General features: G+C 51.8%; 17 protein-coding genes and 4 tRNA genes. 20 read left to right on the top strand and 1 reads right to left on the bottom strand.

Annotated elements, in window-relative coordinates:
• The first annotated feature begins 8 nt into the window (after positions 1 to 8).
• The 19 genes from M6D81_RS13715 (at position 9) to argC (ending at position 21089) form a co-directional block, all read left to right on the top strand.
• Positions 9 to 914: a carbohydrate ABC transporter permease gene (locus M6D81_RS13715; RefSeq protein ID WP_262677468.1), complete on the top strand. Its 906-nt coding sequence runs from the start codon at positions 9 to 11 to the stop codon at positions 912 to 914.
• On the top strand, positions 904 to 1728 hold the full coding sequence (locus tag M6D81_RS13710; protein ID WP_262677467.1) for a carbohydrate ABC transporter permease: 825 nt from the start codon (positions 904 to 906) through the stop codon (positions 1726 to 1728). Before M6D81_RS13715 ends, M6D81_RS13710 begins: the two co-directional genes overlap by 11 nt.
• On the top strand, positions 1725 to 5234 hold the full coding sequence (locus tag M6D81_RS13705) for a glycoside hydrolase family 31 protein (RefSeq protein WP_262677466.1): 3510 nt from the start codon (positions 1725 to 1727) through the stop codon (positions 5232 to 5234). The genes M6D81_RS13710 and M6D81_RS13705 overlap by 4 nt, the downstream gene beginning before the upstream one ends.
• Positions 5235 to 5258: 24 nt before the next feature.
• Complete coding sequence (locus tag M6D81_RS13700) at positions 5259 to 5381, top strand: hypothetical protein (protein ID WP_262677465.1); 123 nt, start codon at positions 5259 to 5261, stop codon at positions 5379 to 5381.
• Positions 5382 to 5488: 107 nt separating this feature from the next.
• On the top strand, positions 5489 to 6334 hold the full coding sequence (locus M6D81_RS13695; protein WP_262677464.1) for an ABC transporter ATP-binding protein: 846 nt from the start codon (positions 5489 to 5491) through the stop codon (positions 6332 to 6334).
• A 151-nt stretch (positions 6335 to 6485) separates the two neighbouring features.
• Positions 6486 to 6560 (top strand) — tRNA-Gly (locus M6D81_RS13690).
• A 7-nt stretch (positions 6561 to 6567) separates the two neighbouring features.
• Positions 6568 to 6644, top strand: a tRNA-Arg gene (locus M6D81_RS13685).
• A 21-nt stretch (positions 6645 to 6665) separates the two neighbouring features.
• A tRNA-Pro gene (locus tag M6D81_RS13680) sits at positions 6666 to 6742 on the top strand.
• 8 nt (positions 6743 to 6750) lie between these two features.
• Positions 6751 to 6824: transfer RNA gene (locus M6D81_RS13675), tRNA-Gly, on the top strand.
• 262 nt (positions 6825 to 7086) lie between these two features.
• Positions 7087 to 7749: an Rz1-like spanin outer membrane subunit gene (locus M6D81_RS13670; RefSeq protein WP_262677463.1), complete on the top strand. Its 663-nt coding sequence runs from the start codon at positions 7087 to 7089 to the stop codon at positions 7747 to 7749.
• A 389-nt stretch (positions 7750 to 8138) separates the two neighbouring features.
• Positions 8139 to 10937 (top strand): phosphoenolpyruvate carboxylase, encoded by a 2799-nt coding sequence (gene ppc, locus M6D81_RS13665; RefSeq protein WP_262677462.1) that lies wholly within the window; start codon positions 8139 to 8141, stop codon positions 10935 to 10937.
• Positions 10938 to 11191: 254 nt separating this feature from the next.
• The gene (locus M6D81_RS13660; protein WP_262677461.1) at positions 11192 to 12325 is read left to right on the top strand and encodes a type II asparaginase; all 1134 of its coding nucleotides are present in this window, start codon (positions 11192 to 11194) and stop codon (positions 12323 to 12325) included.
• Positions 12326 to 12639: 314 nt separating this feature from the next.
• A complete protein-coding gene (locus M6D81_RS13655; RefSeq protein ID WP_262677460.1) occupies positions 12640 to 13716 on the top strand; it encodes a S1C family serine protease in 1077 nt (358 codons plus the stop codon).
• A gap of 225 nt (positions 13717 to 13941) precedes the next feature.
• Positions 13942 to 14508: an RNA polymerase sigma factor SigW gene (gene sigW, locus M6D81_RS13650; protein WP_262677459.1), complete on the top strand. Its 567-nt coding sequence runs from the start codon at positions 13942 to 13944 to the stop codon at positions 14506 to 14508.
• A gap of 122 nt (positions 14509 to 14630) precedes the next feature.
• Positions 14631 to 15272 (top strand): zf-HC2 domain-containing protein, encoded by a 642-nt coding sequence (locus M6D81_RS13645; RefSeq protein ID WP_262677458.1) that lies wholly within the window; start codon positions 14631 to 14633, stop codon positions 15270 to 15272.
• 235 nt (positions 15273 to 15507) lie between these two features.
• Positions 15508 to 16344, top strand: a complete 837-nt coding sequence (cdaA, locus tag M6D81_RS13640; protein ID WP_262677457.1) for a diadenylate cyclase CdaA — start codon at positions 15508 to 15510, stop codon at positions 16342 to 16344.
• Positions 16337 to 17887, top strand: coding sequence for a CdaR family protein (locus tag M6D81_RS13635; RefSeq protein ID WP_262677456.1), 1551 nt, complete (start codon positions 16337 to 16339; stop codon positions 17885 to 17887). Before cdaA ends, M6D81_RS13635 begins: the two co-directional genes overlap by 8 nt.
• Before the next feature lie 54 nt (positions 17888 to 17941).
• Complete coding sequence (gene glmM / locus M6D81_RS13630) at positions 17942 to 19282, top strand: phosphoglucosamine mutase (RefSeq protein WP_262677455.1); 1341 nt, start codon at positions 17942 to 17944, stop codon at positions 19280 to 19282.
• An 862-nt stretch (positions 19283 to 20144) separates the two neighbouring features.
• Positions 20145 to 21089, top strand: a complete 945-nt coding sequence (argC, locus tag M6D81_RS13625; protein WP_262677454.1) for an N-acetyl-gamma-glutamyl-phosphate reductase — start codon at positions 20145 to 20147, stop codon at positions 21087 to 21089.
• A 42-nt stretch (positions 21090 to 21131) separates the two neighbouring features.
• On the opposite strand, the gene M6D81_RS13620 is transcribed toward argC, so the two are convergent.
• Positions 21132 to 23438, bottom strand: coding sequence for a helix-turn-helix domain-containing protein (locus M6D81_RS13620; RefSeq protein ID WP_262677453.1), 2307 nt, complete (start codon positions 23436 to 23438; stop codon positions 21132 to 21134).
• A 286-nt stretch (positions 23439 to 23724) separates the two neighbouring features.
• Here M6D81_RS13620 and M6D81_RS13615 point away from each other — a divergent pair, with 286 nt between their 5' ends.
• A complete protein-coding gene (locus M6D81_RS13615) occupies positions 23725 to 25368 on the top strand; it encodes an extracellular solute-binding protein (protein WP_262677452.1) in 1644 nt (547 codons plus the stop codon).
• Positions 25369 to 25394: the final 26 nt, after the last annotated feature.

Raw genomic sequence — 25394 nt, 5'->3', positions numbered from 1 at the left:
GGTGTCCTATGCGCGCAGAGAGAAGTGGGAAGAAGTGGCTAGTCATCGCGGGATTTCTTCTGCCGTCCTGTTTCGGCTTGGTGTTGTTCAGCGTCATTCCAATCATCTACTCGCTTGTCATTAGCTTCACCGATTGGAACGGGCTGAACCAGTGGAACCCTGCAGCCGGCACGCCGAATTTTATCGGTGCCGACAACTATGCGGAGATATTGCGTGGCGAAGAGTTCTGGCGGGTGTTCCGCAATACGGCGTATTATATCGTGTTATATCTGCCCCTTATGCTGGTCGTATCGATCGGCATTGCCATCCTGCTCAACAAGTCATATCGCGGATTAAGTGTATATCGCGTCATGTACTTTATCCCGGTGCTCACCTCATGGGTGGCGGGGGCGCTCATATGGAGATGGCTGCTGAGCGCGAATTACGGGCCGGTCAATCAGCTGCTGTCCTTCGTCGGCATTGAAGGCCCCGCGTGGCTGCAGGACCCGCATTGGGCGATGCCCGGCATCGTGCTGGCCAGCGTATGGAAGGACATGGGCTTCTTCTCCCTTATTCTCCTGGGGGGCTTGCAGGGCATTAACCCCAGCTACTATGAAGCTGCGCAGATTGACGGAGCGGGCGCTGCGCAGAGGCTGCTTAAGATTACGCTGCCGCTGCTGTCGCCGATCCTGTTCTTCGTCATCATTATTAGCATCATTAATTCCTTCCAGCTGTTCCCTCAGGTCATGATTATGACGGACGCCGGCCCGCACGGCTCGACGCAGGTGATGGTGGAACGCATCTACAAGCTGGCTTTCAAGTATCACAAGATGGGTTACGCGGCTGCGTTCTCATGGCTGTTGTTTATCATTATTTTTATCTTCACGATGATTCAGATGAGACTACAGAAGAAGTGGGTGCATTATGATGGGTAGCCGAATATATAGACCGATCGCATTCTATCTGATTGCTTCGCTGCTGGCCTTCTTCGCCCTGCTTCCGTTCATCTGGATGCTAAGCACCTCGCTCAAGACGGACGGAGCGTATCTGGAGATCCCGATTAAGTGGATACCGGACCCGTTCAGTCTGGAGGCGTATGAGAAGCTGTTCTCGCTGTTCCCCTTCGGGAAAGCGATAGCCAACAGCCTGTATGTGACGGCGATGTCGACGCTGATTACGTTAATCTCGGCGTCCATGGCCGCCTACATTTTTGCAAAGGTGAATTTTAAGGGCCGCGAGGTCGTGTTCGCGCTATTCCTGGCTACGATGATGGTGCCGACGCAAGTGACGACGATCCCAATCTTTCTCATTCTGAAAGAAATGCATCTGGTCAATACGTTCACCGGTCTCATGATGCCGTCGATCTTCAACGCGTTCGCCGTCTTCATGCTGAGGCAATATATGATGACGCTGCATGACGACTTCCTCGATGCTGCATTCATGGACGGAGCTTCTCATGTGGATGTATTCCGCAAAATCATTATCCCGCTCAGCATGCCGATCGTCATGACGCTGGCCGTTCTGACGGTGATGAACGTATGGGGAGACTACTTCTGGCCGCTAATCGTGCTGTCGGAGAAGGAGAAGATGACGCTGCCGCTCGCGCTGGGACAATTGAACGGGCAATTCGAAAGCAAGTACAACGTCCTGATGGCGGGCAGTCTGATCTCCATGCTGCCTATTATCGTGCTGTATCTGTTCGCGCAGCGCTACTTCAAATCCGGATTGCAACTGGGAGGGATAAAATGATGACGATTACAACTTATGCGCCGCGAGATCTGGCATTGGCTCATTATGCGGAGCTGAAGCAAGGGAAGACAGAGGCGGCCGGAGCTTATCTGATCGAAACGGCAAGCACACTTAGTCCTTCCCGATATACATTGCATGATTGCGCCTATTATCTATGGGTAGCGGGCGAGTACGCACATGCGACAGGCGATACGTCGGAATTGCAGCCTTATGCGTCGTTCATAGAGAAGAGCGTTGCGCTCATTGGCGCACACTGGCAGAAGCCGGCGGTCCACTGGCTTTGGGGCGAACGGAGCGGCATTTACTTCAGCGGAATGGCATTATATTACGCGGCCATGCGGTCAGCGGCCCATATTCTCCGCTTGGAGGAAGCGCATAGAATCGGCAAGGACATTAGAAGCGTCCTATTCACGGACTTCATGAACGGGACCCATCTCGTCAGCGAGCGGGGTACAGACGCGATATGGGCCGATATTGTGCTGGCGGCTGTTCCGTTCGGCTACGTCACGCCGGGAGATCTGGCGCTATTGAAATCGCTCGATCGGCTGGATGTGAAGGGGCTGCAGGGCGACCATGCGGCAATTCTGTCCTGGTACTATAGCGAATGCGGTCAGACGGCCAGCGCCAAGCGTCTGCTGGAGCAGGCCGTCCAAGGAAGAGAGGGGAAACCGTCCATATGGGTAGAGATGGCGCAGCAAGCCGCGGCCGCGCTGCCTGTACGGGCTGAAGTGGAGTTCGAGCATGAGCCGCTCGGCAGCGAAAGCCCATATATCGTTCGTGAGAATGAACGGTCGCCAAGGATGGTGACGGCTGGCGATACGGTTGTCGTCCGCACGCTGGCGAGATCCCTTGAGCCGTTGGAGGAAGTGTGGCTAAGCTATAGGGTGAATGGCGGCGAAGAGCGCCGGGTCAGGATGATCGCCATTGAGGAGGAGGATAGCGAGCTGCACTGGCGGGCGGAGATATCTGATTGCGATGCGTTCGCTTCCGTAGAATACCGGTTCATTGCGCATTCGGGAGGCAAGCCGTTCCATTCTGGCAGCTATCGCTATGAAGTTTTGAGATGGAGCGGGATAGAGGAGGTAGCCGGCTACCGGGCGGAGACGGGGCGGGTGGATGTGTATTACGCTTCCCCGACTGGCATTGCAGGCAATCCATCGTATAAGCTGGGTCTGCATATCGTCGAGGGTGGTATGAGCATGACGTTCGGGACGGCAGAAGGGAAGGAAGGGGATGAGGCATCGGGGCCCCTGCACTCGTTCGAAGAAGGAGATAGCGTGTCGATCGGCTCTCTTCAGCTGCATTATCGAGAGGGAGGCTTGTCCTGGCAGATTGTGAGAGGGGCGAGCGACCTGCTGCCGCACAGCTATGGCGGCTCGACGCCTGCTCTGGAAGTGCTGACGGACAGCAAGGGGAAGGTGCATAAGCTGCGCATGAACACCGGCTTGACGGAGGAAGAGCGGCTGTATGGCATGGGTGAGCGATTCGCCGGCATTCAATTCCGCGGCTTCGAGCTGGATCATTACGTGTTCAACCAATATAAAGATCAGGGCTTTCGCACGTATATTCCGATTCCGTTCGTCATGAGCTCGGAGGGCTATGGCCTGTTCCTGGACAGTTCACTCTATTCCTCCTTCCGATGCGGCACGAGAACCAGCGATATGATGCAGGTAGAGGCGGACGTTCATCGCGATCGTCAGACGCTGAGATGGTATGTGTGGACGGGAGAGCCTCTTGAGCTATTGAATCGATTCACTGCGCTTACAGGACGGCCCAAGCTGCCGCCCAAGTGGGCATTCGGCCCATGGATGTCCAGCAACAACTGGGACAGCGAGCAAGAGACAGACTGGCAGCTGGAGCAGACTGCAAGGCATGCGATTCCGTCCACGGTGCTGGTGCTGGAGCAATGGAGCGACGAAGCCAGCTTCTATATATTCAACGATGCCCAATACCAGGAGAAGTCAGGCGAAGCACGCTTCGTCTATGACGACTTCACCTTCCCGGCATGGGGCAGATGGCCGAATCCGAAGGCGCTTGTAGAGCGCATTCACGAGCAGAATATCCGGCTGCTCTTATGGCAAGCGCCGGTGATGAAGTATATGGAGGGCATTCCGCACGCGCAGCGGGATGCCGACGAGAGGACGATGGTGGAGCGGGGTTACGCGGTGCGCCGCGGAGACGGTACGCCGTATCGCATCCCTCATTACGAATGGTTCAGGGGGAGCCTCGTTCCAGACTTTACGAGTGAGGAAGCGGCGGAATGGTGGCTGTCGAAGCGGCAGTATCTTCTGGACGATATTGGCATTGACGGCTTCAAGACGGATGGCGGGGAGTGCATCTACGGCTCTGACGCGACATTCCATGACGGACGGGACGGCGCGGAAATGCGCAATGAGTATCCCAATGCGTATATCGGCGCCTTCCATCGATTCGCTGACCGCTTCGTGGAAGGGGGAGCGATCACCTTCAGCCGTTCCGGCTATACGGGAGCGCAGAATACTCCGTTGCACTGGGCGGGAGACGAGAAGTCGACGTTCGATGCGTATCGCTCCAGCATCGTTGCGGGCCTAAGCAGCGGCTTGTCGGGCTTGCCGTTCTGGGGATGGGATCTGGGGGGCTTCTCCGGCGATATCCCGACTGCCGAGCTGTATATCCGCTCAACCCAGATGGCGGCCTTCTGTCCTGTCATGCAGTATCATGCGGAGAGCAAAGGGCAGTTCAATCAAGATCGTACGCCATGGAACATAGCGGAGCGAACGGGGTGCGGGGGAGCACTGATGCTGTATAAGCGTTATGCCGACCTTCGCATGAATATGCTTCCCTATATATATGAACAGGCTGCGGTCAGTTCGGCTACGGGCGCTCCTCTAATGAGGGCTATGCTGCTGGATTATCCGCATGACCCCGTCTGCGCGGAGCTGGCGCAGCAGTATATGTTCGGGGCCAATCTGCTGGTAGCTCCCGTGACGGAGGAAGGGGCGACCGAGGCACGCGTCTATCTGCCGCGAGGACAGTGGCTACCGTTGCTGGAAGCGGGCGCAGGACCGTTGGCGGGAGGATTGTGGCTGACGGCTGATGCCGACCTGGCCAGGATTCCCGTCTATATGAAAGGGGACAGCGTGCTGCCGCTTAACCTGGATGCTTCGTACCGATTGGCCAGTCATGTGGGCAATGCGACGGATAAGCATGATCAACTGTGCTTCATGATATTCGTATCGGCCGAGGTGAACTACGCATTCCGTGACGAGACGGGCGCCGATGTGAAGCTTCGGGCATCAGCTTCTGTGAGCGGGCTGACTGCTGAAGTGGAGTCGGCAGGAGAAGAGCCAGTCACACTCATCTGCCGCGGTCTGCAGAGATCCTGCAGCGTACGGGTAGACGGCGTTCAGTCGCCGCTAGCCGTGACAGAAGCTGAACTGGCATGCGGACATACGCTGCTTCGCGAGGGCGAAGTGCTGATCAAGCTGGGAGCGGGAGTCTCCCGGATTGAAATTCTTCATGCTTGAATAGCGTGGAGGAGAAGCAAGCGATTGAAGAATGCAGGATGGACCAGAGCGCCGCTAAGCGCTCTGGTCTTTGGTGTGGTTGAAGTGGCTGACTGGCGGCTTAATAATGGAAAGAAACGCATTGGCGGAGTGAAAATAGACGGGTGAAAAATATTGACAGAAAACTTGAGAAGGATTATCATTAACGTGGGTGTGATAATAGTTATCATTTGAGATGAGTATAGATGCATGGGGAAGGGAGCGTGTTAGTCAGCATGATCAGATTGCAGACGTCCGGACTGGATATCGCTTATGATGACCGATTGATAGTACAGGACTTGAATGTGGCTATCCCGCAAGGGAAAATAACGGCATTGGTAGGAGCGAACGGCTCCGGCAAATCAACAATACTGAAGACGATGGCTCGCATTATGAATCCGGCCAAAGGCAGCGTGCTGCTGGATGGGAGATCGATCCATAAGCAATCGACGAAGGAAGTGGCGAAGCAGCTGGCGATCCTGCCTCAGAACCCGACCGCTCCGGACGGATTGACGGTGGCTGAGCTTGTCTCGTACGGCCGCTTCCCTTACCAGAAGGGCTTCGGCTCCATGACCAAAGAAGACCGCAAAGTGGTGCAGTGGGCGATTGAAGCGACGGGCATGACGGAGTTCGCGGACCGCGCAGTCGATCAGTTGTCGGGAGGACAAAGGCAGCGTGCCTGGATTGCCATGGCGCTGGCTCAGGAGACGGACATCTTATTCCTGGATGAGCCGACTACGTTCCTGGATATGGCCCATCAGCTGGAAGTGCTTCATCTGCTGCAGAAGCTGAATGAGATGAACAATCGTACAGTCGTGATGGTTGTCCATGATCTGAATCATGCGACACGGTATGCTCATCATATGGTGGCGATCAAGTCGGGCACTGTGAAGGCCGAAGGCTCGCCGATTGAAGTTGTCACACCGGAGACGATGCGCGAAGTGTTCAACATTGAAGCCGACATTGTGCCGGACCCTCGCACAGGTGTGCCTTTATGTCTGCCGTTCGCGCTGGCAGGGCAGCCTGTAGCCGATAAAGTGATGAGTGAACAAGCTGATGCACGTCAACGAAAGCTTGCTTAGATTGGAGAGAACGTTCTAAAACCTGCGAAATTGGCGCATACTTTAGAGGGGTTAAAAGTTTTCGAAAAAAGGACTTGCAATTTCATTCGCCAGATGATATATTATTACTTGTCGCTGCTGCACTGATGTGGTGGCCGGTAAGTAATAAAATGCGGAAGTGGCTCAGCGGTAGAGCATCGCCTTGCCAAGGCGAGGGTCGCGGGTTCGATTCCCGTCTTCCGCTCCATAAATTTGCGGCCTTAGCTCAGCTGGATAGAGCGTTTGACTACGAATCAAAAGGTCAGGAGTTCGAATCTCTTAGGCCGCGCCACTTTTTCTAATATGCTTTTCTCGGGATGTAGCTCAGCTTGGTAGAGCACCTGGTTTGGGACCAGGGGGTCGCATGTTCAAATCGTGTCATCCCGACCAGTTTATATGCGGGTGTAGTTCAATGGTAGAACTTTAGCCTTCCAAGCTAATAGCGTGGGTTCGATTCCCATCACCCGCTCCAGATTATTCAATGAGCAAAGTCTTGCGATGCAAGGCTTTTTTTGTATTTCTACCTTAAAGATTGTTGTTGATATTTGAATTGAAGTTGTAACATTAACTGGCTTGGTTTCGTTATATAGATAGCAAGAAAAATGAGAATACCTCATCGAATAAGAAAGAAATGTTAGTTAATTCGTGCCTTTATATTGTGACGGATACAAAAACCAAACTTCCGCTTTCTGCATATTCTTGTTAAGTTAAAGGGCGGTGAAAGGGGGATTGAAATGAGATTTAAAACCATTTTGTGTGGATTACTTCTATTGTTCAGTACCGTTTTAGCAGCGTGCACCTCTGACTCGTCATTAGGTCGTTCGGAGAAGGAGTTGATGGTGGATCATGTGAAGGCAGTTGAAGAGAGTGAGTTTGATCTTATTTACTTTAACAAATCGTATAAACAATATCTCAAAGTTGTAAATGAAATTGTCAGCGAAGCATACTGGGTGTCTATGAGCGATGAAATCGTATTCGGATACGATGGTGCAACATATACCAGAGATGATCTGGCGAATATGTCGCAAGGGGAGTACGACAACCATAAGGAACATATGCTTAATTTAATTCGTGGAACGGATATGGATAATGTCAGTGTAACGATTCGTATATCGGATGTGTATGAAGGGGATCAGTCCAATCAAGTAAATATATACACGATTGAAAATAAAGAGTTGATAGATCGCCCGTTAACCGCAACTGCTAAGAAGTATACATTGGAGAAGTATAGCGGGAAATGGCTTATTGCCGATGTGGAGCAAGATAAATTTACTTATGGAAGCGAGCAGACGGCAAAGAATGCGGAAGAAGGAATCAAGAGTCTAAAGTATCAAACCCATGAAGGGAAGGTTGTGGGTTATCCGACTGTCATAGTTTTATCAGGAGCTGGGAAATAATCCTGCGGGAGCGGGTGCATCGGTTGCCACAGAGCTTAATCGGCTCGCAATAGGTGAATTTGTCGAAAAGGAAGGATGCCCCACTTCACATGATAGCCCTGCCTTGTCGCATATCCTGTCCGCTGCTGAAGCGGGCTTTTTGGCATTTTCCGGATATTGCAGTGAAATTCCAGTATCCCTCTCGGGAAATGATGGAATTTACATAAAACCAGTGTATAGATTATGCCTCAGGGCTTCAACACAATGCCATTTTGTAGTATGATGGTTAGAAGCAAATAGACGAAAAACTGAGAGTAATCTTACAAAGCAAGAGTAGGTGCATGGCATACAATTGTAGATGCAAATGCTTTCATGTGAGTTTGCTGTACAGATATTGTAGGAGGAACCGTATGTCTGAACAAACTGTATCAACAACGAGCCGGACAGGAACGAACAATTTGCTAAGACGCGATGTGCGCTTTCTGGGCAATATTCTTGGCGAAGTGCTCGTCCATCAGGGCGGACGCGAGCTGTTGGATATTGTCGAAGGAATTCGCGAACAAAGCAAGGCGCTGCGTGCGGATTTCGTGCCTGAGCAGTTCCAGCAATTCAAAGACACGATAACTTCGCTAAACCCCGAGATTCGTCATCAGGTCATCCGAGCATTCGCTATATACTTTCAACTGGTCAATATTGCCGAGCAGAATCATCGCATCAGACGCAAGCGCGATTATGAGGTGATGGCAGGGGAAGAAGTGCAGCGCGGCTCTATCGAGAGCGCCATTAAGGATTTGAAGGAACGCGGGATAGCTATAGAAGCGGTCCGTGAAATATTGAAGGATATTTCTCTGGAGCTGATTATGACGGCCCATCCCACGGAAGCAACTCGGCGTGTGGTGTTGGACATCCATAAGCGTATAGCGGAGGATGTGATGGAGCTCGACAACCCGACGCTTACGTTCCGCGAGCGGGAGAAGCTGAAGGACAAGCTGCTTAACGAGGTGCTGATCTTATGGCAGACGGACGAGCTGCGCGACCGCAAGCCGACCGTTATCGACGAGGTCAGGAACGGCCTTTATTACTTTGATGAGACTTTATTCGACGTGCTGCCTAGCGTGTACGAGGAGCTTGAGCATTGTCTGAACAAATATTACCCGGACGAGAACTGGCATGTGCCGGATTACTTGCGCTTTGGCTCATGGATCGGCGGCGACCGCGACGGCAATCCGTCCGTAACGGCGAAGGTGACATGGGAGACGCTGGTGCTGCACCGTCAGCTCGCCATCCGCAAGTACGAAGAGCAATTGCATGAGCTGATGGAGCTGCTGAGCTTCAGCACGAACTTGGTCGAAGTCACGGACGAGCTGAACGAATCCATCCAGCGCGACCGCGAGCATGTGGAGCTGAAGTGCGTCGAGCTGTGGCGCAATACGAAGGAGCCGTATCGCGTGAAGCTGGGCTTCATGCTGGAGAAGCTGGCGAATATTTCGAATGAGTCATTGAAGGGCTCTCCGATGCGCTATAACCATCCCGGCGAGTTCCGCGAGGACATTCTTATCATCGACCGCAGTCTGCGCTATCATTATGCAGATTATGTATCGGAGACGTATCTGGCCAAGCTTGTCCGTCAAGTGGAGCTGTTCGGCTTCCATCTGATGACGTTGGACGTTCGTCAGCATAGCCAGGAACACGAGAACGCCATGGCGGAAATACTGGCGAAGATGCATATCGTGGAAGATTATGCGGCATTGTCCGAGGAAGAGAAGACGGGGCTGCTGGCCAAGCTGTTGATGGACCCTCGTCCGCTGACGTCCGGTCACCTGGACTACTCGGAATCGACGCGCGAATGCCTGGATGTATTCCAGACGGTCTACAGCGCGCAGCAGGAATTCGGCACTGGCTGCATTTCCAGCTATCTGATCAGCATGACCGAAGCGGCAAGCGATATGCTGGAAGTGATGGTGCTGGCCAAGGAGGTCGGCTTATTCCGTCAAGAGGTAGACGGCACGGTCAGCTGTACACTGCAGTCCGTACCGCTGTTCGAGACGGTCGACGACCTTCATGCGGCGCCTGGCATTATGAAGCAATTGTTCGAGCTGCCTGTCTATCGCAAGGCGACGGAAGCCAGAGGCAATATGCACGAGATTATGCTGGGCTACTCCGACAGCAACAAGGACGGCGGAGTGGTGACGGCGAATTGGGAACTGCGCGTCGCACTGAACGATATTACGGCAACGGGTGATGAATACGGCGTGAAGCTGAAGTTCTTCCATGGCCGCGGCGGAGCGCTGGGACGCGGCGGTATGCCGTTGAACCGCAGCATTCTGGCACAGCCGCCTCATACGATCGGCGGCGGCATCAAGATTACGGAACAAGGCGAAGTGCTGTCTTCCCGTTATTCCATGCAAGGTATTGCTTACCGCAGTCTGGAGCAGGCGACATGGGCGCTTATTACGGCAGCCCGTCTGGCGAAGACTCCGCAAGAGGAGCTGGCTGTAGATGCACAGTGGGAAGAGATCGCGAGGTCGATCTCGGAGACGGCGCTGGAGAAGTATCAGGATCTGATCTTCCGCGATCCCGACTTCCTGGTATTCTTCAAGGAGTCGACTCCGCTGCCGGAGGTGGGAGAGCTGAATATTGGCTCACGTCCTTCCAAGCGGAAGAACAGCGACCGCTTCGAAGACCTGCGCGCCATCCCATGGGTATTCGCCTGGACGCAAAGTCGCTATCTGCTTCCGGCCTGGTATGCGGCAGGCACAGCTCTGCAGCAATATGTGGGCGGCGATGCCGCGAAGTTGGAGACGCTGCGCGAGATGTATGCCGGCTTCCCGTTCTTCCGGTCGCTGATCGACAACTTGCAGATGGCTCTTGCCAAGGCTGATCTGCATATCTCGAAGGAGTATGCGGGTATGATTACGGATGGCACCATCCGCGACCGCATCTTCAGCCAGATCGAACAAGAGTACAAACTGACCTCGGGGATGATTCTGAGCATTACGGGGCAAGAAGAAATTCTGGACAACGTACCGGTTATTCAGGAGTCAATCCGACTGCGGAATCCTTATGTGGACCCGCTCAGCTACTTGCAAGTGCAGCTGCTTACAGAGCTGCGCGCATTGCGTGCGAAGGACGAAGACGATCAGGAGCTGCTGCGTGAAGTGCTGCTTACCATTAACGGCATTGCGGCAGGTCTGAGGAATACAGGCTAACTGCACGATATCAACCAGTCATGGCATTTGCTGTGGCTGGTTTTTTTGTCGTTCAAAATATCATGTTGATAAGCATGAACAAGAGTCACAACAGAATAATGTGATATATACATGTTATATAAAGTTACATATAACAAAGAATAAAGCAGAATTAATGTAATATATAATAACTTATAGTTGACACATTCGATTTTTTCGGATTATTATATAAGTGGTAAATGAAAAAATACATAGAAGACGGGAGAGAAAGTGACATGTACATCAAGAGAAAAGTGATCAGTTTAGTGACGGCCGGGACTTTGCTCGCTGCAACTGTATTCGCAGGATCAGGATCAGCAGCAGTAATTACAAGCTCGACAACTGCAATGGAATCAAGCAAATGGATCGCTAAATTTGCAGAAATAACACAGAAGAAAAAACAACTCCCCCATGTAAAGATCCTCGCTACGGGAGGGACAATCGCAGGTTCGGCTGCTTCGAATACTTCTACGACTGGCTATACAGCAGGTGCTTTGGGGGTGGATATCTTAATTGATGCTGTGCCGGAGATGAAAGATATTGCAAATGTAAGTGGAGAGCAAATCGCGAATACCGGAAGTCCCAACGTTAACAATGAAATCTTGATTACGTTGGCTAACCGCATTAATGAACTGTTATCCTCAGACGAAGTGGATGGCGTCGTCATTACTCATGGAACGGATACACTTGAAGAAACGGCTTACTTTTTAAACTTAACTGTGAAAAGCGATAAACCGGTTGTGGTCGTCGGAGCAATGAGGCCAGCGACAGCGATTAGCGCTGATGGTCCAATGAATTTGTATAATTCCGTATTGTTGGCTGGAAGCAAAGAAGCCACTGGTCGAGGGGTCATGGTTATGTTGAATGACCGGATCGGCTCTGCCCGTTATACGACAAAAACAAATACGACGGCTACGGATACATTTAAGGCGACAGAACAAGGATACATAGGCGCCATTGTCGGAGGGAAGCCTTATTTCTATTCTAAAATTACGGCAAAGCATACTTCCGAGTCTATCTTCGATGTATCCGGATTAAAGGAATTGCCTCACGTTGATATTATTTACAGCTATCAAAATGAAGGAAGGCACTTGTACGATGCGGCAGTTGAGGCAGGGGCTAAAGGTATTGTAACTGCAGGATCAGGCAACGGTTCATTGTCCAGCATCGGTTCCAAAGCACTAAAAGATGCTTCGGAAGCCGGAGTGGTCGTTGTCCGATCTTCACGCGTAGGATCCGGTATTGTTACGCCGAGAGAACAGATCACATCGATGTCATTGAATCCGCAAAAAGCTCGTATCTTGTTAATGCTGGCACTTACACAAACATCTGATCCTGAAGAGATTAAACAGTTTTTCGCTGAATATTAGAAGCTATAATAAATACGTTTGTTCTACTTAAGACGAGTCAGGCTAACAGCCTGACTTTTTTTGCATGATTAGAATTTATATGTTCCGGGGTCCTCGCAAAGTACCCCAGTAAGCTTCGAAGTAGAGCCCTACTTTGCGGGGTTATTTTAAGCAAGAACGCTTCCGCCGTTATAGATGAGATTTGTGGATGCGGCTATATTAATGTTTTTTTAAATGGGCTTAATGTTGCTTTAAGCTGCGTCCTTCATGATAGAAGTATCCCATCGACGAACACGAACATGATCGTCATCTGAGGATAAGGAGGATGCAAGCTTATGAGCAGCTACAATCATAATACGACGGATTCTAACCAAAACTATAACCAACATGACAGCAAGGATAGCAATCATTCATGGAACGAAGCGATCAAGCCGACAGGAAAACCGCTCTTCGATGCCTATTACCGTGAGCTGGGACAGCAGCGTCAGACCAGCAAAAAGAAAAAAAGCTCTTCCGTCTCTCTCTTCGCCGCCTTCCTGGCCGGGGCCATCGTATTCGGGGGCTTCGCCTATGCGTCGGACCGCGTTAATCTGTTCACTGGCAGTACTGGCGGCAGAGGGTCCAATGGGCAAGGGGGGAGCAGCGGCTACAGCGAGGATGCAGGCTTGCAGACCGCTTCCGCGCCACTGCAGGCCAAGTCGGATTTGGCCGCGGTATACGAAGAGGCTCTGCCCGGTGTGGTGAAGATCGAATCCTACAGTGCGATGAACCGTGGCGGTATGACAGAGGCCGATATGCTGCGTTACTTCTTCGGAGGCGGAACTGCAGGACGAGAGGATGCAAGGACGAGCGAAGGGGAGCTTGTCAAAAATGGGGAAGGGACAGGCTTCTTCGTGGATGAGGACGGCTACATTATGACGAACCAGCATGTGGTGGCGGATGCGCAGCAGGTGATGGTAACGGTACATGGGCAAGAGGAACCGCTGCAAGCCGATGTATTGTGGAGCAGCGAGGAGCAGGATCTGGCTCTGCTGAAGGTCAGCAGCTCGAATGGCGATAAGTTCCATGCGTTGGAGCTGGGAGATTCCGACCAAGTCAATATAGGCGACTGGGTGCTTGCGATCGGTAATCCGTACGGCTATGAGGGCACGCTCACGATTGGAGTGCTGAGTGCGAAGGAACGGCCGATTACGATTCAGGGTGAGGATGGCGTCGTTCACACACATGAGCATATGCTTCAGACGGATGCCTCCATTAATCCCGGCAATTCCGGAGGTCCGCTGCTCAATAGCGCCGGAGAAGTAGTGGGCATCAACTCTGCTGTCAATGCAGAGGCGCAAGGCATCGGCTTTGCCATTCCGACGTCAGTCGTCAAGGAATTGATGCAGCAATACAGCAGCAAGATGATGTAACCGGACAAGCTATTCCCGGACAAGCTATGCCCAAGAGCTGGACGCCATACGCGTGCAGCTCTTTCTTGGTGGCAGCCTATCATGACCATCATCTCCAGGGTGAAAGTTCCTTCTTTCACGATCGGTATTGTCATATTTCCTTGCTTTTTGAGCGCTGGTCGATTACCATTTTCTTAAAGGTTCATGGGAGCTGCGGACGAGTGCTATGTTTGGAGGAATCATTAAGTGAATGTTATAGAAAATCAGCTCGCGAGATTGGCGCTCAAGGGCGATATGCGAGCTTTCGAAGAGCTTGTGGATCTCTATCGAGACAAGCTTTTTCATATGGCGTACAGAATGCTGAACAATCGCCAGGAATCGGAGGATGTCGTACAGGACACCTTTCTTCGCGTATATAAAAATCTGGATCGATTCGACGATTCGTTGAAATTTTCGACATGGATCTATCGTATTGCGACCAATCTGTGCATTGACCGGTTGCGCAAGCGCAGACCCACCTACTCATTGGATGCGGAATCCAGCGAATATGAAGGACTGGACGGATATTCCATGATTCCTAGTGATAACCGGACACCTGAATCGGAGTTGATCTTATCTGATACACAGCGCATTATTCATGAAGCGATTGCAACGCTGCCACCCAAGTACAAGTCGGTCATGATTTTGCGGTATATCCACGATATGTCGCTGCAGGAGGTCGGCGATATACTGGGCATGCCGGTGACGACGATCAAGACGCGCGTGCATCGCGGGCGGGAATTTTTGCGCAAGAAGCTGGAATATCGATTGTAACGTGATTTCGTGAACGGAATTCTTTTCGGAAAAAAAGTGAAACATCCTTCGATCAAGCACGTATCCTATATCGAGTTTCGAACGTGTGTATACTCAGTTTTGGAAAGAAAGGAATGGCTGCTATGGAATGCAAAGTCGCCATCAGCAAGATTCATCACTATTTGGACGGTGATTTGGCTCGTGATGAGATTGCCGTCTTACAAGCCCATATGAATCAGTGCCCGGAATGCCGAGCCAGATTCTCCGAATTGGAGCAGGCGGATGCGGCTGTCATGCATGCCCTGGAAGCGGTCAGGCCCGCAAAAGTTTATGATGAACAAGCTTCTGCGGAGCTGAAGCAGAGAATCATGCAGCAGCTTCCACCCGTTAAGAACAAGAAGAGAAGCGGCTTAATCAAAATGATTTACCGTTATCCCGGTCTCACGGCCGCGGCGGTATTCCTGCTGGTCATGCTGGGCAGTGTATTCGCTTCCTGGGATCAGAGCACGCAGATGGTCGTATCGGGCGAGGATTTGCAGCATGTGGTTATAGACGGCAATAAAGTGATTGTACCCGCCGGAGTAGAAGTGACTGGCAATTTGACCGTAGAGAATGGCATAATAGAAGTGGAAGGTGCTGTGAGCGGGGACGTAACAGTTATTGACGGTTCTATGGTGCTGGCTTCTACGGGACATATCGCCGGACAAAGCCGGACCATCGATCAAGCTCTTGACTGGTTCTGGTACAAAGTGACATCAACGCTCGGCGGCGCATTGGATCATTGAACGAATGGCTTCCCTTCCGCAGGGGAAGCATTTTTTTTACCGCATAAGAATTTACTATTTTCGAGTGGCTCGAAATCCAAAATTGTTATTGGCGATAAAACCAACCTTATCCTTCCGAAGCGAGGCATTTGCAAATTTCTTTTCTAATTAAAGGATTTTAAGGAGTAAATATAGAAAACAATAAAGTTAGATGTAATTAAGAGCATTCATGTGAACAGCGGTTGGGGGTTGACCGATGAGTTACTTTACAGATACAACTTGGCATGACTGGCTGAAGGATATTATCGATGTCGGGATTGTAAGCTTTATTATATATAAGATGATCTTGCTCGTGCGGGGAACGCGCGCGGTTCAATTGCTTAAGGGCATTTTCGTGTTGGTGGCGACCTGGGGCGTTAGCACCTGGTTCAATCTGTACACCTTGAAGTGGGTTATGAATCAGATGTTCACCTTCGGCATTGTGACGATTCTGATCATCTTCCAGCCCGAGCTTAGGCGGGTGCTGGAGCAGTTGGGCAGAGGCAATCTGTTCTCCCGTTCCTCTTCGTTGGAGCGTACCGTCATAAGCGAAAGCATCGAAGAGGTCATTCGAGCCGTTCAGCATATGGCGCAGCGCAAGTGCGGCGCATTGATCGTGTTCGAACGCCAGACCGGCGTCAGTGAGTTGATCGAGTCGGGCACAAGCATGGAGTCGCGAATATCCTCGGAACTGCTCATCAACATATTCACACCGAATACGCCACTTCATGACGGAGCTGTCATTATTAGAGGCTCCCAGATTATGGCGGCAGGCTGCTATCTGCCCTTGTCAGAGAATCCGTTCATCAGCAAGGAGCTCGGCACGCGTCATCGCGCAGCTATCGGCGTGAGCGAGGTCAGTGACGCTCTGTCCATTGTCGTGTCGGAGGAGACGGGGCAAGTATCGCTCTCCTTGAACGGCATGATTGTTCGCGATATTAATGAAGAGTCGCTTATATCCAAGCTATTCGAAGAACTGACGCCGAAGACGGGGGGCAAGGAGAACGGGCTGTTGGCAGCATGGTGGAAGAGAAAGGGTGATCGTCATGGATAAGCTGCTGAATCATCCTACAGCATTGAAGATTATATCGGTCGTACTGGGTGTTCTGCTATGGGCGGTCGTTCATGTCGATCCGCAGACATCGCCGCAGCGGGTCACTTCCAATATCGATACGAAAATTATTGAAGCGATCGCGATTCAGGCCGAAGGATTGGATACCGATAAATATGTACTGTCGGCGATGGAGCCGACGGTTGCCCGGCTCGTTGTGGAAGGGCGTATATCGTCGCTGTTCGCCGCCGGCAATGAAGATTATGTCGTTAGTGTAGATCTCACGGATGCAAAGCCGGGGATAGACGCATACCCGCTGAGCGTGACTTTGCCGAAGGGGATAAAAGAAATTGAGCTTTCTCCACGTACGGTGACGGTCCGAATCGAGGAGATTGTAACGAACTCCTTTGATGTCGGAGTCATTACGGAAGGGAATCCGGCGGCAGGCTATGTGATGGGCGAGCCTGAAATTATGACTGAAGGCGGGGGCGCAGTCGAAATAACGCTGCCGAGAGACGATATGAGCAGAGTCGGTACGGCAGCCGTTACGATGAACGTGGAGGGTGCAGACAAGACCGTATCCAACAAACGCGCCAAAATCATCGTCTACGACAAGGACGGCAACGAAATGCCGGAGGCGATCGTAAAGCCGGAATCGCTGCATGTGGAGGTGAAGGTGACGCTTCCGTTCAAGCAGGTTCCGCTCCAGGTCCGATATACCGGCACCTTGCCGGAAAATTTGAGCCTGGTATCGGTAAAGCCGGAGCTTGATCAAGTGACGGTGTTCGCCCAGCGGGAGGAACTGGATCGCATCCAGGTGTATGACGGCGCTGTTCTGGACCTGTCGAAGGTGAAGGAATCCGGTGTAATCGAGGTGAAAGCTCCGCCGCTGGATGGTATTCAAGCAGTAGCTCCGGGTGAGGTCGCGCTTCAGGTCGTCGTGGAGCGGGCGATTAACCGTACATTAAGCGGTATTGACGTCGACTTGAACGGTGTGGCGGAAGGATTCCGCGCAGAGATCCGCCTGCCTGTAGGGGGCAGGATGGATCTCGTCGTGAGCGGCGCGGCATCCGTCCTCCAGGATTTGAACGCATCGGAGGTAAGAATCGCGGCCAATGTGGACGGGCTTGATGCCGGCATACATAAAGTGCCGCTGGAGATCGACCTTCCGCCTTATGTTCAGCCCGTGCTTGACGGGGGACAGCCGCTTACCGCAACTATCGAGATCATAGATGAGTCGCTGGAGACGAGCGAGGGGACGGAAGACGTCGAAGTCGGGGCGAATCCGACCGATTCGCCGGATAGGTCTGAGGACGACGGAGGTCAGCCGCAAGCCGGAGAGGATGCGGAAGGCGATCAGCCGCGTACGACGGCTGCCGATAGTTCCGGCAGTACGGCAGATGCCGGTTCCAAGGATGCATTGCCATCCGACAACGGCGATGACGATGAAGGAAGAAGCAAGAGTGATAGCAATAGCAGCAGCGGTGGGAACAAGGAGAAATTCGGAGGAAGCGTTCAGAACAACCGAACGACTGTAACCGTATAATTGGATAAAGCGTGAAGTGGGAATGAACAATGAACATTAAAGGGGTTAAGAGCTATGGGGAAATATTTCGGAACGGATGGCGTTCGCGGCATCGCCAATAAAGAGCTGACGCCTGAGCTGGCATACAAGATCGGGCGCTGCGGAGGATATGTACTGACAAGAACGGCTAGCAAGCCGAAAGTGGTGATCGGGCAGGATACGCGCATCTCCGGTCCCATGCTGGAGGCGGCTTTAGTTGCAGGGTTGTTGTCCATTGGTGCAAGCGTTGTCCGTCTCGGTGTTGTATCTACGCCGGCAGTAGCGTACTTGACGAAGGAACTGGAGGCGGATGCGGGTGTTATGATCTCCGCTTCCCATAACCCGGTAGAGGATAACGGCATTAAGTTCTTCGCAGGAGACGGCTTCAAACTGTCCGATGAGACGGAGCTGGAGATCGAGAGCCTGATCGATGCGGAGCAGGATGAGCTGCCTCGCCCGGCTGGTGGTGACATCGGTACGGTCGTGACGGATCTGGATGCGAAGCGGAAGTACATGGATTACTTGAAAACAACGGTGGCGAGCCGCTTCGACGGGATGAAGATCGTGCTGGACTGTGCGAATGGATCAGCCTACGAGATGGCACCCGTCCTGTTCGGGGAGCTAGGTGCGACAGTCATCTCCGTAGGCGCAGAGCCGGACGGCCGCAACATTAATGCGGGAGTCGGCTCAACGCATCCGGAATATGTGAAGGAGCAGGTGCTGCAGCATGGCGCGGACCTGGGGCTTAGCTTCGACGGTGACGCAGACCGCTTAATCGCCATAGACGAACGGGGCGAGGAAGTGGATGGCGATTATGTGCTGTGCATTATCGGCGACCGCTTGAAGCGCGAGGGCAAGCTGAAGCATGATACGGTCGTCACGACCGTCATGGCCAACATCGGCTTCTTCAAGGGTGCGGAGAGTATTGGCCTCAGGACGGCCCAGACGGCTGTCGGCGACCGTTACGTAATGGAGGAGATGCGCCGCGGCGGCTATAATCTGGGTGGGGAGCAGTCGGGTCATGTGATCTTCCTGGAATACATTACGACAGGCGATGGCATCCTGACGGCTCTGCAACTGGTGGATACCGTCGCTTCCTCGGGCAGGAAGCTGGGTGCGCTGAAGGGGCTTATGCGCAAGTACCCGCAGAAGCTGGTCAACGTTCGCGTAGCGGACAAGAGCTTGTACAAGGGGAATGCCGCGATTCAGGAGGCTGTACAGCAGGTGGAGGCGGAGCTCGGCGACAACGGGCGCGTGCTGGTGCGTCCCTCCGGTACGGAGTCGCTCATTCGCGTGATGGCGGAAGGACCGGATAAGGAGCAGGTAGAGGCTTATGTCGATCGAATCGCTAATGTTGTAAAGCGTGAACTGGGTTAATCATTAACAGGACTTATTATATATGTAGTGTAAGAAGAGGCATGACTGCTGCAATGAATTGCGGCGGGCATGCCCTTTTTCATGATATCGAGTTCATAAATTTCGAGTTGAATATCTGATGCTCATGAATAGACTCGTGTGAGCCGAACAAGTATAGGAATCCTACACTGGAGCGCCGAAAAGGGGCGTGCGAGCCGGACTAGTGTAGGAATCCTACACTGGAGCGCCGAAAAGGAGCGTGCGAGCCGGACTAGTGTAGGAATCCTACACTGGAGCGCCGAAGAGGGGCATGCGAGCCGGACTAGTGTAGGAATCCTACACTGGAGCACCAAAAAGGGGCATGTGAGCCAGAATAGTGTAGGAATCCTACACTGGAGCGCCGAAGAGGGGCGTGCGAGCCGGATTAGTGTAGGAATCCCACACTGGAGCGCCGAAAAGGGGCATGTGAGCCAGAATAGTGTAGGAATCCTACACTGGAGCGCCGAAAAGGGGCGTGCGAGCTAGTGTAGGAATCCTACACTGGAGCGCTGAAAAGGGGCGTGCGAGCCGGACTAGTGTAGGAATCCTACACTGGAGCGCCGAAAAGGGGCGTGCGAGCCGGACTAGTGTAGGAATCCTACACTAGAGCGCCGAAAAGGGGCATACGAGCCAGGATAGTGTATGAATCCTACACTGGAGCGCCGAAAAGGGGCATGTGAGCCAGAATAGTGTAGGAATCCTACACTGTCACAATCGGGGGTCAGAAAAAAGCTTGGTGTGAGTTCACGCTTCTTGAAAGAGAAAAACACATTAAATATTATTGTATAAATATAATATAAATTGTATTATTATTCATAAAGCAGATTGGCAAGGGGTGGAGAATTTGAGCTATAACATATTTGTGGATGGACAAGAAGAGACAACGGGGTTAAAAATCCATGAATACTTATCCATGATTCCCAACGTTGAAGTCATCAAAATTGAGTCGGATCGGCGAAAAGACTATGAAACGCGCAAGGCACTAATAAACGAAGCTGATGTCGTATTTCTTTGTCTTCCAGATTCCGCTTCAAGAGAATCCGTATCCATGATCAGCAATAGTAAAACAAAAGTAATTGATGCAAGTACGGCGTTTAGAACGAATCCCGAGTGGACTTACGGATTGCCAGAACTGAATGAAGATCAGAGAGATAAAATCCGAAATTCGGCAAGGGTATCTGTCCCGGGATGTCATGCGACAGGGTTTATTTTACCTATTCAACCTCTGGTAGGCGAGGGCGTAATACCGAAGGATTATCCTATGACGTGTTATTCACTGACAGGATATAGCGGAGGAGGCAAAGGGCTGATAGCGGAATATCAGAACTCAAACAGAAAACAGCTTTATGCGCCAAGACAATATGCACTTCATCTTGAACATAAGCATCTTCCGGAAATGCAACACTATTCAGGGCTAAACTCGGCGCCACTATTCACGCCAATAGTCGGAAATTATTATCAGGGAGATGCAGTAACTATTCCACTCTTCCCAAAAATGTTCACAAGAAAGCTGAACGCTAGAGATATTCAAGAACTGCTTGCCTCGTATTATAGAGACGAGCGATTTATCCGAGTTATCCCATTCGATTCTGAGGCGTACCTTGAAGACGGGTTCTTTAATCTCATGCGATGCAATAACACCAATAATTTGGATATTTTTGTTTTTGGTCATCAGGATGAAGTGTTGCTTGTTTCCAGATTCGATAATTTGGGAAAAGGAGCGTCTGGGGCGGCTATTCAGATCATGAACATTATGCTTGGACTTGACGAAGGTACGGGATTGGAGTAGGGGAATAAAGAAGCCAGCCGGGCTTCTGCAGAAGCAGAGCCCCTAGCTGGCGTTCATTTCCCTGTATTTGCCCGGCGTGATGCCTTCCTGCTTCTTGAAGACGCGGATAAAGCCGATGTCCGTCGCATAGCCTACCTGCTGAGCGACCTGCAGCACGGTACAGCCGCTCTCCGCCAGCAGCCGCTTCGCTTCCGTCAGACGGATATCGACGATGTAATCCGTCAGATTGCGATTGTTGTGCTTCTTGAAGTAGCCGGATATATATTGCGGCGTCATGTTGAAGTGGTCAGCCAGCATCGTTAGACTAAGGCTGTTGTCCTTGTAATGCTTCGCAATGAAGGCGAGCAGCTCGTTGTTCAAGCGGTCGCCTTGTGCCGAGCGCGCTTCCTGTACGCTGCTGCAAATGCCGTGGCATAGCTCCTTCAGCCTGTTCTGCATATCGCTGGCCGACGTGCTGTTCAGGAACTCCTTGGCGGGATCGAAGGAACCGGAGCCGTCATCGGGACCGGTGTCCAGCTTCAGCGCATTCATCACCTTCAGCACGGTGCTCAGCAGATCGAAGAATAGGCACTTGCCCATCTCCGGTGTCATGGTGCCAGACGTAATGTTCTGCGTATATAATTCGTTCAGCAGCTTCTCGGTTCCCGCATAATCCCCTGCCTTCAGCATATTCATCAGCTGGGTCTCGACATCCATCGGATAGTGGTAATATTGACGCTCCAGCCCTTTAATGTCCTCGTAGTTGATCATCTTCCCGATGCCATGCACGATTCGGTAATCCAGCGCGCTTAACGCTTCGCTATAACATCGTCCTACTTCTTCCATTCCTTCGCGTATCGAGCTGTAAGCGATGGTGATGTCCATATTGAAGCGGGACTCAATCAAGTCCTTCAGCTCTGCAATTATGTTGTCCCGTTCCGCTCTGGAGGCGCTAGATGCGTCCGGCGACTGCAGCAGCAGCGCCAGCTGATTATGCTCCGTCTCGATGACATGTCCCTTCTCCTTGATCAGCTCCTGGCTCAGGTTGGCCAGAATGAAGCGTACGAGCGCCCATTCTTCCTCATTGTTGTTCCTGACGAAGCGGCTGCAGTCGTCTACTTCGATGAGCGCGACGCTCAAGTAGTCGGTGTGAAACTTCACATCGATGAAGTCGAGGGAATCCTGCTTGAACGTACTCGTCGTTACCTGCCCCTTCAGCAGACGGGACAGATAATGGGCCCGGACAACGGGCGTATGCCCTTCAAGCGCCTGACGCAATTTCTTCCCTTCTTCCAGATTGTGCTTAATGGAAGACTTGATGAACTCGTATTCGTTCATCCGCTTGGCTGCAGAAGCGGGCGCTGCATCCCCATTGCCGTTCATCAGCGACAACACCATGTCCCGAATCGGGCTGTAGCTGCGATAGGCCATTCCGTAAGCAATCGCGGTACCGATTAGAACGGCCAGAATAAGCAGCATGATCGCTTGCTTCTGCAGCTCCGTTACCCGGCTGAGTACGACCTTCTCCGGCGCCAGCGAGACATAGGTCCAGCCGCTGTTTCCCCTCGTATGGGACAGAAGCATTTTCTCGCCGTTATAGGCCGTTGTCTCGTAATTGTTGGCACCCTGTATGCGGGACAACATGCCCTGACCAAGCTCCATCCCGTGCTCGGAATAGGACAGGATCGTCTCGCCGGTCGCATCCACGATGTACATGGAAGCGGAGTTTGCCCATTTGATTTGATTCAGCAGGTTGAAGATATGCTGTTCATCGATATACATGACCAGTGTGGCCCGTACATTCTGGCCTTCCCCCAACGGAAAGGTGACAGCCGAGGTAATCATGTTCTTCTCTTTCGATTGATCGTATACCGTCATGGACGGCCAGAAGGAATTGAAGTGGTAGCCCGTGAGCAGCAGCTCCTTCACTTCCTCGGTCGTTTTATCTTTATAAGGCAGAATATCGCTGAAATAGGTATTTGTATCCGTTTTCATGTTTTGCGAAAGGATAACGTCCTGATCGTGCAAATAGAGGAAGAAGTTATGAATGAACTTGCTGCCCAGCTGCATGTTGTTCATCACTTTCATGGCTTCCCAGTATTCGATATAGCGCTCTCCATCTTTCATGTTCCATAATGTCTGAAGCTTGGGGTGATTGGCGACTTGCATGGATAGCTGATCCAGATCCGTCAGATGATTCTCCACAACTTCTCTTACCTGCTCAAGCATCGCCATATTGGAACGGTTCGCATTGTCTACCAAGGCGTCCTTCATATTATGGTACAGGTAAGCGGATACCGCGACCGGAATGGCCAGAATAAGCAAGTAGGACAGCCATAAGGTTAGAAACACCGTCTTGCGTTGATTCACCGTTCACACCCCCTAAAAGCTGTAACGTACTTTTTTAGTGTTATAATCGTAGCACAATCCATTCTGTCGTTCAATTGAAGCTATATGCCAAACGGCGTAATTATTGCCCAAAAGAGGGGGGAAATGAAGAAATATTAGCGGATATGAAGATCGGTTAGTGCCCGAAATGAAATCTGGTAAGGGGATTGCAAGGGTAGATTATAGGCGATAATAGGAGAACCCATCTATACTTAACACATGGCCTAGCGCCGCGATACACATTATAAAATTGGGAGGGTTCAAATCTATGCATAATAAAAAGAAGACGCTTTCAACTGTGTTGACGACATTAACGATCAGTGCCATGGTAGTAACCGGCTGCAGCAGCAACAGCGGCAACGAGAACGTAAAATCTAATAATGATGGTAATAAAGGGACGGGGTCGGAAGCGACGTCTACGCCGAAGGAAGTCGGCTATCCGGAGAAGGTATCCTACTGGGTTGGTCTGAACGGCAACGCGGGAGCGACAATGAAGGACTACAACGGCATTGCCGCTTATAAAGAGCTGGAGAAAATAACAGGTACTAAAGTAGAGTTCCAGCATCCGCCGACAGGACAGGAGAAAGACCAGTTCAACCTGATGATCGCTTCCGGCAAAATGCCCGATGTTATTGAATATACATGGAGCGCGGCTCCCAAGGGCGCAGACAGCCTCATTAAAGAGAAGCGCATTATCCGCCTGAACGAGCTGATCGAGGAGAATGCGCCGAACTTGACGAAGGTGCTGAACGATAATCCGGAATTCAGAAAGATGATCACGACGGACGAGGGCAATATCTACGTCATGCCATTCTTGCTTGGCGACCCCATGCTCTCCGTCTTCTATGGTCCCGTGCTTCGCGGCGACTGGCTGGAAAATCTGAATCTGGAAGTGCCGAAAACAGTCAGCGAATGGGAGACGGTGCTGACGGCGTTCCGCGACCAGGACCCGAACAAGAACGGCGAGAAGGATGAGATTCCTTACCTGTTCGAAATCGGCGCCCTGGATACAGGCCAATTGTTCCTGGGAGCTTGGGGCATCATGTCCGATTTCTATCAAGTGGACGGGAAAGTCAACTACGGTCCGATTCAGCCGGAGTTCAAGGAATTCCTGGCGACGATGGCAAGATGGTATAAGGATGGGCTGATCGACAAGGAGTATCCGACGACTATTGATGCGAAGCTGAAGGACGCGAAAGTAACCGGCAACCGTCTGGGCTCATTGTCCACCTACCCAGGTAGCGGCATCGGCCGTTACACGGACTTGATGAAGGGCGACATTCCGGAAGTATCGTTCATTGGCGCCCCGTATCCGACTCTGGACGGCGGTGACAATGCGATCGGTTTCTACTCGCATCCGTTCCGCACCATCGGCGCGGCGATCTCCACTAGCGCGAAGAATCCGGAAGAAATCGTGAAATGGCTCGACTATAAGTACGGCGAGGAAGGCCATATGCTGTTCAACTTCGGTATCGAGGGCGACAGTTACGAGATGGTCGACGGCTATCCGAAATATACGGACAAGATTCTGAAAAATCCGGACGGCCTGCCTGTTACGCAAGCGATGGCGCAAAACTTCGTTGCAAGCTGGAGCGGTCCGATCGTACAGGATAAGCGTTACCTGGAGCAGTACCTGCAGCTGGATACGCAGAAGGAAGCACAAAAAACATGGGCGCAGGCAGACCATTCCAAGCTGATGCCGCCTGTTACGCTGACTGCAGATGAGAGTTCCAAAGTGTCCTCCATTATGAATGACGTGAAGACGTATCGCGACGAGATGATTAACCGCTTCATTATGGGCGAAGAGCCGATCGACAACTTCGACAAGTTCGTGGATACAATCAACAAGATGAACATCGACGACGCAATTGCCGCTCAGCAAGCCGCGCTTGACCGTTACAAAAACCGGTAAGACCGGAATGACGTACTAACCGACAG

The sequence above is a fragment of the Paenibacillus sp. J5C2022 genome (assembly GCF_025567625.1).
Lineage (GTDB): Bacteria > Bacillota > Bacilli > Paenibacillales > Paenibacillaceae > Pristimantibacillus.
This window is presented reverse-complemented; position numbering and strand designations above follow the sequence as displayed.